The organism is Streptomyces sp. NPDC042638, assembly GCF_040647235.1.
Lineage (GTDB): Bacteria > Actinomycetota > Actinomycetes > Streptomycetales > Streptomycetaceae > Streptomyces > Streptomyces rameus.
In genome coordinates this window covers 31,882-48,139 of the sequence record NZ_JBEZBT010000046.1, presented here as the reverse complement: position 1 = coordinate 48,139, position 16,258 = coordinate 31,882, and the positions used below count along the sequence as shown (strand labels likewise).

Here is a 16,258-nt window from a genome sequence, read left to right as displayed (position 1 = left end):
CCGCCGGGTTACGGCGCTGCGCCGGTCTCGCCGGGTTACGGCACTGCGCCGGTCTCGCCGGGTTACGGCGCTGCGCCGGTCTCGCCGGGTTACGGCACTGCGCCGGTCTCACCGGGCGACGGCACTGCGCCGGCCTCGCCGGGTTTCGGCACTCCGTCCGCCTCGCCGGGTTTCGGCACTCCGTCCGCCTCGCCGGGCCACGGCACTCCGCCGTCGCCGGCCTACGACCCGCCTGCTCCGTACGTACCGCTCCCGCTGCGCCGGGTGCCGCGACCGGAGCCGCACCAGACCACCCAGGTCCGCGCCGGTGACGCCGCGGACGGCAGCTGGAGGGACGCCACCGTGCGGCTGCAGCCGGTGCGCCCTCACGACAACGACCCGGGGGACCCCCGATGACCACGCAGTACGACCCGCCGACCGCACAGCAGGGCGGTCCGGCCGCCGGGTGGCCGCCGCACGCCGCGACCCCGCGGGCCCCCGGCGCCGGTGAGCCGGGGCAGCCGTTCGCGCGCCGGCTGTGGCGCGGCCGGGCCGAGGACCCCCGCTGGGTGCGCCCGGCCTTCCTCGGCCTGCTGACCGCCACCCTCCTGCTCTACCTCTACGACCTCAGCGCCTCCGGCTACGCCAACTCCTTCTACTCGGCGGCGGTCCAGGCGGGCAGCACGTCCTGGAAGGCGTTCTTCTTCGGCTCGCTGGACGCGGGCAACGCCATCACCGTCGACAAGCCGCCGGCCTCCCTGTGGCCGATGGAGCTGTCGGTCCGCGTGTTCGGTCTCCACTCGTGGGCGATCCTCGCGCCCGAGGTGCTGATGGGCGTGGCGGCCGTCGCCGTCGTCTACGCCGGTGTGCGCCGCCGGTTCAGCCCCGCGGCCGGTCTGATCGCGGGCGCGGTGCTGGCGCTCACCCCGGTCGCGGCGCTGATGTTCCGGTTCAACAACCCGGACGCGATGCTGGCCCTGCTGATGTCGGTGGCCTGCTACCTCGTCGTCCGGGCCGTGGAGGACGGCCGTACGAAGTGGCTGGTGTGGGCGGGCGTCGCGATCGGCTTCGCGTTCCTCGCCAAGACGCTCCAGGCCTTCCTGATCCTGCCGCCGCTGGCGCTGGTGTACGCGGTCTGCGCTCCGGTGCCGCTGAAGAAGCGCCTGGGCCAGCTGGCGGCGGCGACGCTCGCGCTGGTCGTCTCGGGCGGCTGGTGGGTCGCGGTCGTCGAACTGTGGCCGGCCTCCTCCCGCCCCTACGTCGGCGGCTCGCAGAACAACAGCTTCCTGGAGCTGACCTTCGGCTACAACGGCCTCGGCCGCCTCAACGGCGACGAGACCGGCAGCGTCGGCGGAGGCGGCCGTGGCGGTGGCGGCACCGGTATGTGGGGCGAGACCGGCTGGGACCGGATGTTCAACTCCGAGATCGGCGGCCAGATCTCCTGGCTGCTGCCCTCCGCGCTGATCCTGCTCGCCGCCGGCCTGGTGGCCACGCGCAGGCTGAGGCGGACGTCCGTCACCCGCGCCTCGTTCCTGGTGTGGGGCGGCTCGCTGCTGACGACCATGGCGGTCTTCAGCTACATGGCGGGCATCTTCCACCAGTACTACACGGTGGCCCTCGCCCCCTACCTCGCGGCCGTGACCGGTATGGGCGCCGGCCTGCTGTGGGAGAGGCGGCGGGAGCCGTGGGCGTCGGTCACGCTCGCCGCGTCCGTGGTCGCGGCGGCGGCCTGGGGGTACGTGCTGCTCCACCGGACCTCCGGCTATCTGCCCTGGCTGCGGTGGCTGGTCCTGATCGGCGGGCTGGCCGCGGCGTTCGGACTGGTCTTCGCGGGCCGGCTCCCCCGGCGGCTCGCCCTCGGGGCGGCGGCGGTGGGTCTGGTGGCCGCGCTGGCCGGGCCGACGGCATACACCCTGAGCACGCTGGCGGAGGGTCACACCGGCTCGATCGTCACGGCCGGCCCGGCGGGCGCGAGCGTGATGGGCGGCCGGGGCAGGGGTCCCGGCGGCGCACCCGGTGGCGGTGACGGGATGCGCGGCGGCTTCGGCGGCGGCATGCCGGGCCGGAACCAGCCCCCGCAGGGGGGACCGGGGCAGCAGGGCCGGGGCCAGCCGGGCAACGGCTTCCCCGGTGGCGGCCGGACGGGCGAGGGCGGCATGGGGGGCGCCGGTGGTGCCGGCGGACTCCTGAACGGCGCGAACGTGTCCTCCGCGGCCAAGGCGCTGCTGGAGGAGAACGCCTCCCGGTACACCTGGGTGGCCGCTTCCGTCGGCTCCCAGAACTCGGCCAGTTACCAGCTCGCCACGGGCGATCCGGTGATGGCGATCGGCGGCTTCAACGGCACCGACCCGTCCCCGACGCTCGCCGAGTTCGAGAAGTACGTCGCGCAGGGGAGGATCCACTACTTCATCGACGGCGGCGGCATGGGAGGCGGCAGGGGTGGCGGCAGCAGCGGTACCGCCTCCCGGATCAGCTCCTGGGTGCAGAGCACCTTCAAGAAGGTGACGGTGGGATCGGCCACCTTCTACGACCTCACGCGGCGCGTGAGCGGCTGACCGAATAGCTGTTGTACACCGTATAGCCAGCGCTATACGGTGTACGACATGTCTGCTGTCCAAGGCCATCCCCGGCGCTGGCTGATCCTCGGCGTCATCTGTCTCGCGCAGCTCACCGTGCTGCTCGACAACACCGTCCTGAACGTGGCCATCCCCTCGCTCACCCGCGAACTGCGCGCGGCGACCTCGGACATCCAGTGGATGGTCAACGCCTACTCGCTGGTGCAGTCCGGCCTGCTGCTCACCGCGGGCAGCGCCGCCGACCGCTACGGCCGCAAGAAGATGCTGATGACGGGGCTCGCCCTGTTCGGCATCGGCTCCCTGGTGGCGGGCCTCGCCGGCTCGACCGCCCAGCTGATCGCCGCGCGCGCCGGAATGGGCGTCGGCGGCGCGCTGCTGCTGACCACCACGCTGGCGGTGGCGATGCAGATCTTCACCCCCGAGGAGCAGCCGAAGGCGATCGGCATCTGGAGCGCGGTCAACGCACTGGGCTTCGCCGGCGGCCCGCTGATCGGCGGCTTCGTGCTCGACCACTTCTGGTGGGGCGCGATCTTCCTGATCAACATCCCGGTCGCGGCGCTGGCCCTGATCGCGGTGGCGGTGCTCGTGCCCGAGTCCAGGAACCGCCGGGGCGACCGCCCGGACCTGCCCGGCGCGCTGCTGTCCACCATCGGCATGGCCGCGCTCGTCTACGCGATCATCTCCGGCCCGGGCCACGGCTGGACGTCCGCACGCGTGCTCGCCACGGCGGCCGTCGCGGTGCTGGCGCTGGGCGCCTTCGCCCGGTGGGAGAGCCGGACCGAGGAGCCGATGCTCGACCCCCACTTCTTCCGGGACCGGCGGTTCACGGGCGCCGTCGCGGGGGCCGTACTCATCACGTTCGGCATGGGCGGCGCGCTCTTCCTGCTGACGCAGCACCTGCAGTTCGTGCTCGGGTACGGGCCGCTGGAGGCCGGCCTGCGGACCGCCCCGCTGGCGCTGACGGTGGTGGCGCTCAACTTCACCGGCATCTCGGCGAAGTGGTCGGCCCGCATGGGTACGCCGGTGTCGATCGGGCTCGGCATGGTGCTGATGTCGGCGGGCCTGGTCGCCATCGCCGAGATCGACACCGGCGGCTACGCCGGAACGCTGCTGGGCCTGCTGCTGATCGGCGTGGGGTGCGCGGTCGCCAACCCGGCGATGGCCCATGCCATCATGAGCGCGATCCCTCCGGAGAAGGCCGGGGTGGGGGCCGGTGTCAACGGCACCCTCGCCGAATTCGGCAACGGTCTCGGCGTCGCCGTCCTCGGCGCCGTCCTCAGTGCCTCCGTGGCGTCGGGACGGTCGGTGTCGGCCGGGCTGGGGGCCGGGCAACTGGTGGGCGCGGTCGCCGTGCTGGCCGGCGGATTCGTGGCGGCGGGGCTGCTGCGGCGGGCGGAGCGGGTGGCCGCCTGACGGCTCGCGGGTAGGGGTACGCGTACGGCCGCGGTCCCCCGTGGCTCGTCGCGCCGTGCGGCGGCGGCCACGGCCCCGCGCCCTCGGGCCGGGAGAGTGAGCGAAGACAGGAAGGTGCGTCGGTGACGAAGGCAGCGGGTCGGTCGGCGCGGGACAGCGTGTGGCTGGAGGGCAAGGCCCGGCGCGGCGGACGCGGCGGACAGCCCTCCGGGCTCGACCGGGAGCGGATCACCGAGGCGTCCGTCCGGCTGCTGGACGCCGACGGGCTCGCCGGGTTCTCCATGCGCCGGCTGGCCGCCGAGCTGAACGTGACCGCGATGTCCCTGTACTGGTACGTCGACACCAAGGACGACCTGCTCGAACTCGCCCTGGACGCGACCTATGCCGAGCTGCGGCTGCCCGACCCGGAGAACACGGACGAGGACTGGCGGGAGCAGCTGCGGGGGCTGGCCACGGCGTACCGGGCACAGTTGGTCCGCCACCCCTGGCTGTCACCGCTGGCCGGGCGCTACCTCAACATCGGACCGAACTCGCGCGCCTTCTCCCGTGCGGTCCAGCGGGTCGTCGGCCGCGCCGGCCTGCCCGAGCACGGGGTGACCGGGGCGATCTCGGCCGTCTTCCAGTTCGTGTACGGCTACGGCACGATCGAGGGCCACTTCCTCGCCCGGATCGCGGACAGCGGGCTCAGCGCCGACGAGTACTTCGCGCAGGCCATGACCATGGTGGACGAGGTGCCGGGAGCCGCCGAACTCATGCGGGAGGCCAAGCACCTCATGGCGGCCCGCGGCGGTGACACGGTCGCGGAGATGCTGGAACGCGACTTCACCTTCGCCCTCGACCTGCTGGTCGCCGGTATCGAGGCGATGGTGGCCCGCGGCTGACTACGCGTCGGCGACGAGCCGCGCCGGGAAGCCGCCCGTGGCCACCGGCCCCCACCGCTCCGGCGTCACCCGGACGATCGACTTGCCCTGCTCGGCCATCGCCCGGCGGTACTCGTCCCAGTCGGGGTGCTCACCGGCGATGTTGCGGTAGTACTCGACCAGGGGTTCCACGGAGTCGGGGCTGTCGATGACCTCGGCCGTGCCGTCGATCTGCACCCAGGGCCCGTTCCACTCGTCGCTGAGCACGAGCAGGCTCACCCGCGGGTCGCGCCGGGCGTTGCGGGTCTTGGTGCGTTCGGGGTAGGTGGAGACGACGATCCGGCCGGAGTCGTCGACCCCGCAGGTCAGCGGTGACGCCTGAGGGCCGCCGTCGGCGCGGCGGGTGATGAGCAGGGCGCGGTGCCGGGGCCGTACGAAGTCCAGCAGCTCGTCCAGCGATACCCGGGTGTTGGTCGCGATGTTCGGTGCCATGAGGGCAGCCTAGGGGCAGGGGGTGCCCCTGTGGCTGACCCTGCCGTGCCTACGCCTGGGGCAGCGAGTCGCCCTGCACCGCCTGGATGTCCAGCTCCACCTTCAGCGTCGTGCCGATGGCCGCGATGCCCGCCTGGAGAACTTGGTTGTAGTTCATCGCGAAGTCGTCGCGGTGCAGCTCGGCGGTGGCCCGGAAGGCGGCCCTCGTCCCGCCCCACGGGTCCGCGCCGCTGCCGAGGTAGGCGAGGTCCAGGTCCACCGGCCGTACGACGCCGTGCATGGACAGCTCGCCGTGCACCTTCCAGCGGTCGGAACCGGCGGCGGTCAGCCCGGTGGAATGGTAGGTGATCTCCGGGTGCCGCTCGACGTCGAGGAAGTCCCCGGACCTCAGATGCGTGTCGCGCATGCCGTTGCCCGTGTCGATGGACGCCGCCCGGATCACCGCCTCCACCCGCGACTTGGTGACGTCGTCGGGTGCGATCTCGATCGTGCCGCCGAACTCCGTGAACCGGCCGCGCACGCTGGAGATGCCCAGGTGCTGGGCGACCGCGGCGACGGAGGAGTGCGCCGGGTCGATGGTCCAGGGCCCGGGCGGCGGCAGTTCGGTGCCGCCCTGCCGGGCCAGCGTGACCGTGCCGACCTCGGCCCGGCCGCTCGCGGTGACGATCGCGCTGGACGCCGCGGGCGCGTACCCGACGGCCGTCACGATCACGGTGTACGCCCCCGGAACCAGCTCCGTGACATCCCGTACGGCCCCCTCGGTGTCCGCCTCGGCACGCAGCACCTGCGTACCGGTCATGTCGGTCACCGTGACGACCGCGTGCGACACGGCCCACCCGTCCCGGGTACGGATCTTCGCGGTCAGTCCCATCCCGTTTTCTCCCTGCAAAAGCTCAAAAATTGGTCGTATGAGACCGGCCCGTGGCGGGCGCGCCCTCCGCTCAGGGCGCGCACCGCCACGGGCCGGGGTCCGTACTACTCGCCGGGGTGGGCGAGTTCGATGTCGTGGCCGTCCACACCGGTGCCGTGCACGGCCAGCGCGGTGGCCACCGGCGGGTAGCCGGTCGCGATGACCGTGTAGTCGCCGCCGTCCAGGTCGGTGAAGGCGTACGCGCCGTCCTCGCCGGTGGTGGCGGTGCCGACCACGTTGCCGGCCTGGTCGACCAGGGTCACCCGGGCGTCGGCCAGCGGACCGTGCGGGGCCCGGACGACACCCTGGAGCCGGGCGCCGGCGTCCAGGTCGACCTCGACGCGGGTGACGCCGGTGGCGCCGACCTCGACCGGCAGGGCACGCGGGCGGAACCCGCTCGCGTTGACCGCGACGGTCACCGTGCCCGGCACCAGGTCGGTGAGGGCGAAGTCGCCCTGCTCGCCGGTGGCGGCGGTGGCCAGCAGGTCACCGCGCACATCGGTGACGATGACCATCGCGTCCTTGACCGGCAGCGCGCTCCCGGCCGCCCGGACCACACCGGTCAGCCCGCTGGTGCCGCTGAGCAGGATGTCGTACGACAGCGGGTCCTCGCCCACCACGACGGTGGAGGCCTGCGGCTGGTAGCCGTCGGCGGAGGCGATCAGCACGTACGAGCCGGTGCCCGGGGCGTGGAGCGCGTAGGAACCGTCGGCCTGGGCCACCGAGCGGCCCAGCTGGCGGCCGGCCAGCGAGATCAGCGTGACCGCGGCCTGCGGGACCGGGGCGCTCTCGGCGCCGCGGACGAAGCCGCGCACCGGGGTGCCGCCGAAGGTGTCGGGCTCCGCCACCGTGGCGACGGCGGTCATCGGCCGGACGGCCGTGGCCGTGGCGGTGGCCGGGCCGGCGTCGGACACCGGGGCGGCGGCCACGGCGACCGGGACCGGCTCCTCGGCGACGGCCGCGGCGGCAGCCTGTGCCTCGGCCGGGGCCTCGGCGACGGTGTCGCCCTCGGCGGTCTGCGCGAGCGCGCCCTTGGTCCGCAACGGGACCTCCTTGATGAACAGCGTGATCAGGAAGGCGAGGGCCGCCAGGCAGCCGGCGATGAAGAAGACGTCGGCGATGCCGTGGCCGTAGGCGCTCTCCAGCAGCGTCCGGATCGGGGCCGGCAGCGTGTTCATGTCCGGGATGCTGTCGGTGGAGCCGGAGCCCCCGGCCAGCGCGGCCTGGTACTTGGGGCTGAGGGCGGAGACGCCGTCCTTGACGTAGTCGGTGATCTTGTGGGACATCACCGCGCCGAGCGCGGAGACGCCGACGGCGCCACCGAGGGAACGGAAGAAGGTGACCGTGGAGCTGGCCGAACCGAGGTCGGAGGGCGCCACCTGGTTCTGCGTGGCGAGCACCAGGTTCTGCATCATCATGCCGATGCCGAGACCCAGCAGGGCCATGAAGATGGCCATCTTCCAGTAGTCGGTGTCGTAGCGGATGCCGCCGAGCAGCAGCAGTCCGGCCGTCACCAGGACGCCACCGCTGACCAGCCACGCCTTCCAGCGGCCGGTGCGGGTGATGAACTGACCCGAGACGGTCGAGGAGACGAACAGACCGCCGATCATCGGGATGGTCATGACGCCCGACATGGTCGGGGACTTGTCGCGGGCCAGCTGGAAGTACTGGCTGAAGAAGACGGTGCCGGAGAACATCGCGATACCGACGAACAGCGAGGCGAGCGACGCGAGCGTGATCGTGCGGTTCCGGAACAGGCGCAGCGGGATGATCGGCTCGCTCGCCTTGGACTCGACGAGCACGAACAGCGCGCCGAGGACGATCGAACCGCCGACCATCGCGTAGGTCTGCCAGGAGATCCAGTCGTACTTGTCACCGGCGAAGGTGACCCAGATCAGGAGCAGGGAGACGGCGGCGGCGATGAGGGTCGCGCCGCCCCAGTCGACCTTGACGTCCCGCTTGACCACGGGCAGGTGCAGGGTCTTCTGCAGCACGATCAGCGCGATGACGGCGAAGGGGACACCGACGTAGAAGCACCAGCGCCAGCCCAGCCAGGAGGTGTCGGTGATGACACCGCCGAGCAGCGGGCCGCCGACGGTGGCGACGGCGAAGGTGGCGCCCAGGTAGCCGGAGTACCGGCCGCGCTCGCGCGGGGAGATCATCGCCGCCATGACGATCTGCGCCAGGGCCGACAGACCGCCGACGCCTATGCCCTGGAACACCCGGAAGGTGATGAGCATGCCGGGGTTCTGCGACAGGCCGGCCGCCATCGAGGCGACCACGTAGATGATCAGGGCTATCTGGACGAGAGCCTTCTTGCTGTACAGGTCGGCGAGCTTGCCCCACAGGGGAGTGGCCGCGGTCATCGACAGCAGGGCGGCCGTGACCACCCAGGTGTAGGCGGACTGGCCGCCGCCGAGGTCCCCGATGATGTGCGGCAGGGCGTTGGAGACGATCGTGGACGACAGGATCGCCACGAACATGCCGAGCAGCAGCCCGGACAGGGCCTCCATGATCTGCCGGTGGGTCATCGGGGCGTCGCCGTGGGAGCCTCCCCCGTGCTTGGCGTGAGCCCGCACACCGGCTGGTGTGGTCGTTGCCATGGGCTTCCTTTTCTTACGTGCTTGCGGGTGTACGGGTGATCTCTTCGACTACGGGTGCGGGCAGCCGGAGCGGGGCGGACCGGCAGTCACCGAAGGACGTGCGCAGGCGCGACATCAGCCGGATCAGCTGGCCGACCTCCTCGTCGGTCCAGTCCGCCAGCCGCTCGGCGAGCAGATGCGTGGTCCGCCGGGACAGCTCGTCGAGCTGCTCCAGACCCTCGGGCGTCAGGCGCAGGATGCGCGAGCGCTTGTCCGCGGGGTCCGGGTGCCGCTCGATCCAGCCGCGTGCGGCGACGTGCGCGACATGCCGGCTGGTTACGGACATGTCCACGGCGAGCAGCTCCGCGAGCTTGCTCATGCGCATGTCGCCGTGACGGCCGAGCAGGGTCAGCACGGCGGCCGACCCGGCCGGGCAGTCGGGCGGAAGGATCCGCCCCATGTCCCGTTTCACGGCTCCGACGGCACTGAGCTGACGCGCCAGCTCTTCGAACTGCGCCTGCTCGGCCATCACACCTCCCGTATTCGTTGCTTGGGGCAACCATAAGAGTGCTTGGTTGCTGAAGGCAAACAAATCATGGGTCGCCGACGCAAAAACTTGGCAAAGGCAAGTATTGCGAACGTAAATATGCAGGTGAGGGTGGGCGGCCTGCCCCGTTCGGCCCGGTGTCGTCCCCCCGGGCCCCCGCTTGGGCCGCCCGGTGACTCTTCGCTAAGGTCTCGGGGCATGGCTAACACCCAGGGCCCCCAGGGCAATTACGACCCCGCCGGCAGCACCCAGATGTTCCGCGCGTTCGTCGACGAGGCCCCTCAGGGGCGGCAGCAGCAGGCGGTGGCCCCCTCCGGCCCCCGGGTCGGTCTGATCATCGGGATCGTCGTGGCGCTCGCCGTGGTGGCCGGCGTCGCCTGGCTCGCGCTGAAGTAGGGATCAGCCCCACTCGACGGAGACGTCCCGCGTCTCGATGTGCATGCCGAGCGGCACCCGCCAGGCGTCGACGCACACCGTCCACGTGGGACTGCTGCGCGCGCCCGGAGCGAGCGGCACCGGCAGCCGGACGGTCGACCCGACCGTCCCCCAGTCGACCCCGAGCGCGCCGATGACGTGCGTCCCGAACGTCACCTCGCCCGAACGCACCGCCGTACCCCCCGAGTTGCGGAAGCCGACGGTGACCTGCTGGCACCAGCGCCGGCCGGTGTCCTCGGTCGCCGGGTCGCCCCAGGACAGAGCGGCGGGCGTGGCAGGCGTCGTAGGGCCGGGAGCCGGGCCGGGTGAGGCGGGCGGCGGTGTCGTACGACCGTCCTGGCCGCCGCCCGGTCCCGGGGCACCCGTGCCGGGGTGTCCGGTGCGCCGGCCGGGCGTGTCCCGGGTGGACGGCTCCGGGGTGCCGGAGCGCCCGGCGGCAGGGGAACCCGTGGGACCGCCCGACCCGGCCGAACCCGCCGGACCCGCCGGACTGGTCGTGTCCGCCGGACTCGCCGGACCGGCCGGACCCGCCGGGGAGCCGGCTCCGGGAGGGGTGGCCCTGTGGGTGCCGTCTCTCCTCGGCCCGTCGAGGGGCACCATGGTGACCGGCCCCGTGGGCGCCACGGCCGCCGGGCCGTCCTGCCCCGCGCCGACCGCGGTGTAGCCGCCCGGGCCGCCGCCTGTGCACGCGGCCAGCACCCCGCCCAGACAGACGACGGCCGCCGACGCTGCCGTAACGGCGCCTCGGCGGCCACACGTCCATGTCGCACGTGTCGCACGTGTCGTCCCGGTGGCTTCGCCCGTCCCCGACTCCCGTGGCATCGCGCCAGTGTGACTGACGGTTCGTCAGAAGAGAAGGGTCCGGCCGGGGACCGTGAGGTCAGTCCGAGATCAGGCCCTCGCGCAGCTGGGCCAGTGTCCGGGTGAGCAGCCGGGAGACGTGCATCTGGGAGATGCCGACCTCCTCGCCGATCTGCGACTGGGTCATGTTGGCGAAGAAGCGCAGCATGATGATCTGCCGCTCCCGGGGCGGGAGTTTGGCCAGCAGGGGCTTGAGGGACTCGCGGTACTCGACGCCCTCCAGGGCCGTGTCCTCATAGCCGAGCCGGTCGGCCAGGGAGCCCTCGCCGCCGTCGTCCTCGGGGGCCGGCGAGTCGAGGGAGGAGGCGGTGTAGGCGTTGCCCACCGCCAGGCCGTCGACCACGTCCTCCTCGGAGACGCCGAGCACGGCGGCCAGCTCCGTCACCGTGGGGGAGCGGTCCAGCTTCTGGGACAGCTCGTCACTGGCCTTGGTGAGGGCCAGGCGCAGTTCCTGGAGCCGGCGAGGGACCCGCACCGACCAGGAGGTGTCACGGAAGAACCGCTTGATCTCGCCGACCACGGTGGGCATCGCGAACGTCGGGAACTCCACCCCCCGTTCGCAGTCGAACCGGTCGATCGCCTTGATCAGGCCGATGGTGCCGACCTGGACGATGTCCTCCATCGGCTCGTTGCGGGAGCGGAAGCGCGCGGCGGCGTACCGGACCAGCGGCAGGTTCAGCTCGATCAGGGTGTCCCGGACGTATGCCCGCTCGGGGCTGTCCTCGCCCAGCGCGGCCAGGCGCAGGAACAGCGAACGGGACAGCGTACGGGTGTCGATGTTCGCCGTGGCCTGCGTGGCCGGGAGCGCTTCGGCGGCCGGCTCGGCGGCCGGGGACGGCACGGCTTCGAGGGCCGTGACGCCGTCGAGGACGTCGAGGACGTCGAGAGCGTCGAACTCCTTGGGCGCTGCCTCGCTCTTCGTGGGCGTCAGCACCTTCGAGCTGCCCTGGTCTGCGGACATGCCACCCCCTTTGGGTCGCGGGACGGTCGGGGCGGCGTCGTCTTCCGAGCAACGCAGCCTTCACCTGAATACCGGAGCCGGAGCCCCGGCAAACGCGCTTCCCGCAGAATGTCACATGTCGGCAACGCGCTGTACCGACATGTCGACATGCTGGATACGAATCACCCCTGTAAAAAAGGGGTCTGACGGTTATTCGGGTCCTAACTGTCGGCATCCGCCCTGGTGAGCGATTCGCTCGCGCCGGTTACGGCTCGATCGGGTTTGCGATGCAGTGCCGTTCGCGCCGTGCTTCCGTGCGCCCGCTATGCATCAGCGCATCAGCCGAAGGCCCTGTGTGCCCGACGCCGGAACTCGGGAATGCCCGTGGACTATGCGTCGATCCGATTCGCGGAGCGCAGCCGCTGGAAGCTACGCGCGAGTAGTCGGGATACGTGCATCTGGGAGACGCCGAGTTCCGCGCTGATCTGCGACTGGGTGAGATTGCTGTAGTAGCGCAGGAGAAGGATTCGCTGCTCGCGTTCGGGGAGTTGGACGAGGAGGTGGCGGACCAGGTCGCGGTGTTCCACGCCGTCCAGGGCCGGGTCCTCGTAGCCGATGCGGTCCAGCAGGCCGGGCAGCCCGTCGCCCTCCTGGGCGGCCTCCAGCGAGGTGGCGTGGTAGGAACGCCCCGCCTCGATGCAGCTGAGCACCTCCTCCTCGCTGATCCGGAGCCGTTCGGCGATCTCGGCGGTGGACGGCGAGCGGCCGTGGAGCGTGGTCAGGTCCTCGGTCGCGCTGTTGACCTGCACCCACAGCTCGTGCAGCCGGCGCGGGACGTGGACCGTGCGGACGTTGTCGCGGAAGTAGCGCTTGATCTCGCCGACCACGGTGGGCATCGCGAAGGTCGGGAACTGCACGCCCCGGTCCGGGTCGAACCGGTCGATGGCGTTGATCAGGCCGATGGTGCCGACCTGGATGACGTCCTCCATCGGCTCGTTGCGGGAGCGGAAGCGGGCGGCGGCATAGCGCACGAGCGGGAGGTTCGCCTCGATCAGCGCTCCCCGTACCCGGTTGTGCTCCGGCGTGCCCGGCGTCAGCTCCTTCAGTTCGGTGAACAGCACCTGGGTCAGGGCGCGGGTGTCCGCACCACGGCGCTTCTCCGGGGCCGGCGGGGTCGGGGCTGCCGCCTCTTCCTGAGGCGGCGCAGTACTGGCCGACACGGTCAACGCCACCTCTTCGTCCGTCAATCATCCGTCAAAAGCGGTCATAGCATCACAAGACATGTGCACTGTGTGCAAGCACCGCATAACGCCGTGTTGTCGTCAAACTTCGACAAGTTGAGGCGTATAAAAGACGGAAAGCCCCCCGCCGGACGGCGGGGGGCTCCGGAGAGTGCGGGGGTCAGATCTCGTAGTCGGCGATCACCCAGGTGGCGAACTCGCGCCACAGGGCCACGCCTGCCTGGTGGGCAGGGTGCTCCAGGTAGCGCTTGAGGGCGTCGGCGTCCTCGACGGCCGAGTTGATCGCGAAGTCGTAGGCGATCGGCCGGTCGCTGATGTTCCAGGCGCACTCCCAGAAGCGCAGCTCCTCGATCCGGCCGCCGAGGGCCCGGAAGGCCTCCACACCCGCCACGACGCGCGGATCGTCGCGCTCGACACCTTCGTTGAGCTTGAAGAGGACCAGGTGGCGGATCATGGGATGTGCCTCAGCTCTTTCCTCCGTTGGCGGCCCAGGTCATGAAGTCACCGATGGCCCTGGCCGCGTCCGATATGCCCTCGAAGCCTATCTGGACGTAGTCGGCCGCCTTGGCCGGGTCCGTGATGATCACGTACAGCGCGAAGACCACGAGCACGTACACGGCGATCTTCTTGGCGTTCACCGTCACCGCGGCCTCCCCTGTCCCAGTGCTCCTTGAGCCCCTGCTGCCGGCCGCGAGTGTAACCTTCGGGCCTTCGGTCACGGCCAACGGCCCGTCGGCGCGGCGCCGTTGTCTGCGCGTGAGTCCGGTACGCGCGAAAGGCCCCGCCGGTCGGCGGGGCCTTTCTGCAAGCGGTAGCGGAGGGATTTGAACCCTCGGTGACTTGCGCCACACTCGCTTTCGAGGCGAGCTCCTTCGGCCGCTCGGACACGCTACCGAGGGAGACCTTACAGCACGACGGCGCATGGTTCGAAATCGACGGGGGAACGGGCAAGCGGTTCAGCGGTCCCGGAAGAACTCCGTGAGGAACCGGGCGCACTCCGCCGCGAGGACGCCCTCGATGACCTCCGGGCGGTGGTTCAGCCGCCGGTCGCGCACCACGTCCCACAGGGAACCGGCCGCGCCCGCCTTGTCGTCCCGGGCGCCGTAGACCACCCGGTCCACCCGGGACTGCACGATCGCGCCCGCGCACATCGTGCACGGCTCCAGCGTCACGACGAGCGTGCAGCCGGTCAGCCGCCACTCCCCGAGTGCGGCCGCCGCCCGCCGGATCGCGAGGACCTCCGCGTGGGCGGTGGGATCGCCGGTGGCCTCGCGCTCGTTGTGCCCCGCACCGAGCACCGTCGTACCGTCCGGGGACAGCACGACGGCGCCGACGGGGACGTCACCGTCCCGGACGGCCAGCCCGGCCTGGTCCAGGGCGAGCCGCATCGCGGCCCGCCACCGGTCCCGTACCGGGTCCGGTGTGCCCTGCGGGTCCCGTGGCGTGGTCAGCGGACGGTCTCCAGCACCTCCGAGGCACCCAGCGCCTCGGCGATCGTGCCCAGCGCGTCATCGGCGTCCAGGGCGCGCAGCTCCTTCTCGCCGATGCCCAGGTCCTCGAGGATCTCGCTGTCGCCCACCGGGCTGTGCGGCACCGCGTCGGCGGCGGCACCCTCTTCCTCTTCCTCTGCGTCCTCGGACTCACCGTCCTCCGTGCCGTCGAGGTCCAGGGAGTCCAGGTCCGGCCCGTCGTCCGCGCCGGGTTCCCGGCCGAGCAGCTCGTCGGTGAGCAGCAGCTCCCCGTACGCGCTGCGCCGGGCGGCGGCGGCGTCCGAGACGTAGATGCGAGGGTCGTCCTCGCCGTCCACCCGGACGACGCCGAACCAGGACTCCTCCTGCTCGATCAGGACGAGCACCGTGTCCTCGTCGGGAGAGGCTTCCCGGGCCAGGTCGGCCAGATCCGACAGGGTTTCCACATCGTCGAGCTCTGTGTCGCTCGCTTCCCACCCGTCTTCGGTGCGCGCGAGCAGTGCGGCGAAGTACACCGTGACTCTCCCACTGGTCATAGGCGTGCCGGTTGGGGGTCCCCCCGGCGGAGGTACGTGGGCGGGGAGAGCTTGGGCTCCGAGCCCCACCCACTCGGAATCGTGGCAGAAACAAGGCGTCCAGGGGACGTCTTCGGCTCCCTGTGTCCGGCTGTTTCGATCGAGGATCCGCGATCGGCCCAGCAGCGCGCTCGTTGCCGCCACCTGCGGATCGTACGCGGCTTTCTCCCGCGCTCACGCACGCCCACCTTCCCAACACCGGTGCGGACGTGGATCTTCCGCACCGGGAACGGTCCCGCTCGGCTACCAGCGGAACGTCCGCATACGCATCGCGTGGCGCAGCCGGGCCGCCTTCGCGCGCCGTGGCTGGACCCGGGCGCGCAGCTCCCGGGCCTCGGCGAGATCGCGCAGGAACTGGGCGCGCCGTCGGCGGCGCTCGGCCTCGCTCTCGGGTTTGTCGGCATCCTTGCCCGCGGTTCTCGCCCGGGGGCCGGCCGTGTCGGCGGTGGGCCCGGAGGCGTCCGCGGGGAGGTCAGGCAGGTCAGACACGTCACACCACCCCAGTCCGTCCCTTCCACTTTCCCCCGGACGGCCGGTTTGACGCCAGCGCGATGGTGACCCCGGACGCAGGTACCGTTAGGGCATGCGTCTCCATGTCGTCGACCACCCCCTGGTCGCCCACAAGCTCACCACGCTGCGCGACCAGCGCACCGACTCCGCGACCTTCCGGCGACTCGCCGACGAACTGGTCACCCTGCTCGCCTACGAGGCCACGCGGGACGTGCGCACCGAGGCCGTCGACATCCGGACACCGGTCGCGCAGACCACCGGCGTCAAGCTCGCCCGCCCCCGCCCGCTGGTGGTGCCGATCCTGCGCGCCGGTCTCGGCATGCTGGACGGCATGGTCCGCCTGCTGCCGACCGCCGAGGTGGGCTTCCTGGGCATGATCCGCAACGAGGAGACGCTCGAGGCGTCCACCTACGCCTCCCGCATGCCGGAGGACCTCTCGGGCCGCCAGGTGTACGTCCTCGACCCGATGCTGGCCACGGGCGGCACCCTGGTCGCGGCGATCCAGGAGCTGATCAAGCGCGGCGCCGACGACGTGACGGCCGTGGTGCTGCTCGCCGCGCCCGAGGGCGTCGCGCTGATGGAGCGGGAGCTGGCGGGGACGCCGGTCACCGTCGTCACGGCCGCCGTCGACGACCACCTCAACGAGCTCGGGTACATCGTGCCGGGGCTGGGCGACGCGGGAGACCGTCTGTACGGGTCCGCCGAGTAGTTCGCGCGAGCAGTCTCCGCGGAGTGGTCCCCGTGGGCAGCTCCCGCGGAGTGGTCGGCGTGAGTAACTCCCGCGGAGCAGTCCGCGTGAGTAGCTCCCGCGAGTAGCTCTCGCGGAGCAGGCCCCGTGAGTATCTCCCGCGTCTGCCGGGCGCGGCGG

General features: G+C 71.7%; 17 protein-coding genes, 1 tRNA gene and 1 pseudogene. 6 read left to right on the top strand and 13 right to left on the bottom strand.

All coding sequences use genetic code 11. The annotated features are described in order from the left end of the window. The 4 genes and pseudogenes from AB0B40_RS29210 to AB0B40_RS29195 all read left to right on the top strand — a co-directional run. Positions 1 to 396 (top strand): annotated as a pseudogene (locus AB0B40_RS29210) (hypothetical protein); the annotation flags it as partial. Beyond that, on the top strand, positions 393 to 2,534 hold the full coding sequence (locus AB0B40_RS29205; protein ID WP_362266425.1) for a glycosyltransferase family 39 protein: 2,142 nt from the start codon (positions 393 to 395) through the stop codon (positions 2,532 to 2,534). The pseudogene AB0B40_RS29210 and the gene AB0B40_RS29205, both read left to right, overlap by 4 nt. A gap of 48 nt (positions 2,535 to 2,582) precedes the next feature. After that, positions 2,583 to 3,968 (top strand): MFS transporter, encoded by a 1,386-nt coding sequence (locus AB0B40_RS29200; protein ID WP_362266423.1) that lies wholly within the window; start codon positions 2,583 to 2,585, stop codon positions 3,966 to 3,968. Positions 3,969 to 4,090: 122 nt separating this feature from the next. Further along, entirely contained in the window at positions 4,091 to 4,849 is a 759-nt protein-coding gene (locus AB0B40_RS29195) for a TetR/AcrR family transcriptional regulator (RefSeq protein ID WP_345052332.1), read from the top strand. Here AB0B40_RS29195 and AB0B40_RS29190 read toward each other — a convergent pair whose 3' ends face one another. The 4 genes from AB0B40_RS29190 to AB0B40_RS29175 all read right to left on the bottom strand — a co-directional run bounded on the left by AB0B40_RS29190 (position 4,850) and on the right by AB0B40_RS29175 (position 9,341). After that, positions 4,850 to 5,320: a PPOX class F420-dependent oxidoreductase gene (locus AB0B40_RS29190; protein WP_362266421.1), complete on the bottom strand. Its 471-nt coding sequence runs from the start codon at positions 5,318 to 5,320 to the stop codon at positions 4,850 to 4,852. A 49-nt stretch (positions 5,321 to 5,369) separates the two neighbouring features. Next, positions 5,370 to 6,191, bottom strand: a complete 822-nt coding sequence (locus AB0B40_RS29185; RefSeq protein ID WP_345052335.1) for a YceI family protein — start codon at positions 6,189 to 6,191, stop codon at positions 5,370 to 5,372. 104 nt (positions 6,192 to 6,295) lie between these two features. Then, positions 6,296 to 8,833 carry an MFS transporter gene (locus tag AB0B40_RS29180; protein ID WP_362266419.1) on the bottom strand — a complete coding sequence of 846 codons (2,538 nt, stop codon included), beginning with the start codon at positions 8,831 to 8,833 and terminating at the stop codon, positions 6,296 to 6,298. A gap of 13 nt (positions 8,834 to 8,846) precedes the next feature. Continuing rightward, complete coding sequence (locus AB0B40_RS29175) at positions 8,847 to 9,341, bottom strand: MarR family transcriptional regulator (protein ID WP_362266417.1); 495 nt, start codon at positions 9,339 to 9,341, stop codon at positions 8,847 to 8,849. 216 nt (positions 9,342 to 9,557) lie between these two features. Here AB0B40_RS29175 and AB0B40_RS29170 point away from each other — a divergent pair, with 216 nt between their 5' ends. After that, positions 9,558 to 9,755 carry a hypothetical protein gene (locus tag AB0B40_RS29170; protein WP_345052341.1) on the top strand — a complete coding sequence of 66 codons (198 nt, stop codon included), beginning with the start codon at positions 9,558 to 9,560 and terminating at the stop codon, positions 9,753 to 9,755. A gap of 3 nt (positions 9,756 to 9,758) precedes the next feature. On the opposite strand, the gene AB0B40_RS29165 is transcribed toward AB0B40_RS29170, so the two are convergent. The 9 genes from AB0B40_RS29165 to AB0B40_RS29125 form a co-directional block, all read right to left on the bottom strand. Beyond that, positions 9,759 to 10,493, bottom strand: a complete 735-nt coding sequence (locus tag AB0B40_RS29165; RefSeq protein WP_362266415.1) for a hypothetical protein — start codon at positions 10,491 to 10,493, stop codon at positions 9,759 to 9,761. Positions 10,494 to 10,674: 181 nt separating this feature from the next. Continuing rightward, a complete protein-coding gene (locus AB0B40_RS29160; protein ID WP_345052347.1) occupies positions 10,675 to 11,616 on the bottom strand; it encodes an RNA polymerase sigma factor SigF in 942 nt (313 codons plus the stop codon). A 368-nt stretch (positions 11,617 to 11,984) separates the two neighbouring features. Next, positions 11,985 to 12,821 carry an RNA polymerase sigma factor SigF gene (locus AB0B40_RS29155; RefSeq protein ID WP_345052390.1) on the bottom strand — a complete coding sequence of 279 codons (837 nt, stop codon included), beginning with the start codon at positions 12,819 to 12,821 and terminating at the stop codon, positions 11,985 to 11,987. A 175-nt stretch (positions 12,822 to 12,996) separates the two neighbouring features. Further along, positions 12,997 to 13,290 (bottom strand): Dabb family protein, encoded by a 294-nt coding sequence (locus tag AB0B40_RS29150; protein WP_345052349.1) that lies wholly within the window; start codon positions 13,288 to 13,290, stop codon positions 12,997 to 12,999. A 10-nt stretch (positions 13,291 to 13,300) separates the two neighbouring features. Continuing rightward, positions 13,301 to 13,480: a hypothetical protein gene (locus AB0B40_RS29145; protein ID WP_161289271.1), complete on the bottom strand. Its 180-nt coding sequence runs from the start codon at positions 13,478 to 13,480 to the stop codon at positions 13,301 to 13,303. A gap of 165 nt (positions 13,481 to 13,645) precedes the next feature. Beyond that, a tRNA-Ser gene (locus AB0B40_RS29140) sits at positions 13,646 to 13,730 on the bottom strand. A gap of 62 nt (positions 13,731 to 13,792) precedes the next feature. Further along, positions 13,793 to 14,224, bottom strand: a complete 432-nt coding sequence (tadA, locus tag AB0B40_RS29135) for a tRNA adenosine(34) deaminase TadA (protein WP_345052351.1) — start codon at positions 14,222 to 14,224, stop codon at positions 13,793 to 13,795. A gap of 59 nt (positions 14,225 to 14,283) precedes the next feature. Then, entirely contained in the window at positions 14,284 to 14,820 is a 537-nt protein-coding gene (locus AB0B40_RS29130) for a hypothetical protein (RefSeq protein ID WP_345052393.1), read from the bottom strand. A 303-nt stretch (positions 14,821 to 15,123) separates the two neighbouring features. Next, a complete protein-coding gene (locus AB0B40_RS29125) occupies positions 15,124 to 15,369 on the bottom strand; it encodes a hypothetical protein (RefSeq protein ID WP_345052354.1) in 246 nt (81 codons plus the stop codon). A 94-nt stretch (positions 15,370 to 15,463) separates the two neighbouring features. Here AB0B40_RS29125 and upp point away from each other — a divergent pair, with 94 nt between their 5' ends. After that, the gene (upp, locus tag AB0B40_RS29120) at positions 15,464 to 16,099 is read left to right on the top strand and encodes a uracil phosphoribosyltransferase (protein ID WP_345052357.1); all 636 of its coding nucleotides are present in this window, start codon (positions 15,464 to 15,466) and stop codon (positions 16,097 to 16,099) included. Positions 16,100 to 16,258 lie beyond the last annotated feature (159 nt).

Bases quoted from the DNA above. Each gene is read 5' to 3' on its own strand.
- AB0B40_RS29205 (WP_362266425.1), top strand. From the start codon at position 393: ATGACCACGCAGTACGACCCGCCGACCGCACAGCAGGGCGGTCCGGCC.
- AB0B40_RS29200 (WP_362266423.1), top strand. From the start codon at position 2,583: ATGTCTGCTGTCCAAGGCCATCCCCGGCGCTGGCTGATCCTCGGCGTC.
- AB0B40_RS29190 (WP_362266421.1), bottom strand. From the start codon at position 5,320: ATGGCACCGAACATCGCGACCAACACCCGGGTATCGCTGGACGAGCTG.
- AB0B40_RS29185 (WP_345052335.1), bottom strand. From the start codon at position 6,191: ATGGGACTGACCGCGAAGATCCGTACCCGGGACGGGTGGGCCGTGTCG.
- AB0B40_RS29180 (WP_362266419.1), bottom strand. From the start codon at position 8,833: ATGGCAACGACCACACCAGCCGGTGTGCGGGCTCACGCCAAGCACGGG.
- AB0B40_RS29175 (WP_362266417.1), bottom strand. From the start codon at position 9,341: ATGGCCGAGCAGGCGCAGTTCGAAGAGCTGGCGCGTCAGCTCAGTGCC.
- AB0B40_RS29170 (WP_345052341.1), top strand. From the start codon at position 9,558: ATGGCTAACACCCAGGGCCCCCAGGGCAATTACGACCCCGCCGGCAGC.
- AB0B40_RS29160 (WP_345052347.1), bottom strand. From the start codon at position 11,616: ATGTCCGCAGACCAGGGCAGCTCGAAGGTGCTGACGCCCACGAAGAGC.
- AB0B40_RS29150 (WP_345052349.1), bottom strand. From the start codon at position 13,290: ATGATCCGCCACCTGGTCCTCTTCAAGCTCAACGAAGGTGTCGAGCGC.
- tadA (WP_345052351.1), bottom strand. From the start codon at position 14,224: ATGCGGCTCGCCCTGGACCAGGCCGGGCTGGCCGTCCGGGACGGTGAC.
- upp (WP_345052357.1), top strand. From the start codon at position 15,464: ATGCGTCTCCATGTCGTCGACCACCCCCTGGTCGCCCACAAGCTCACC.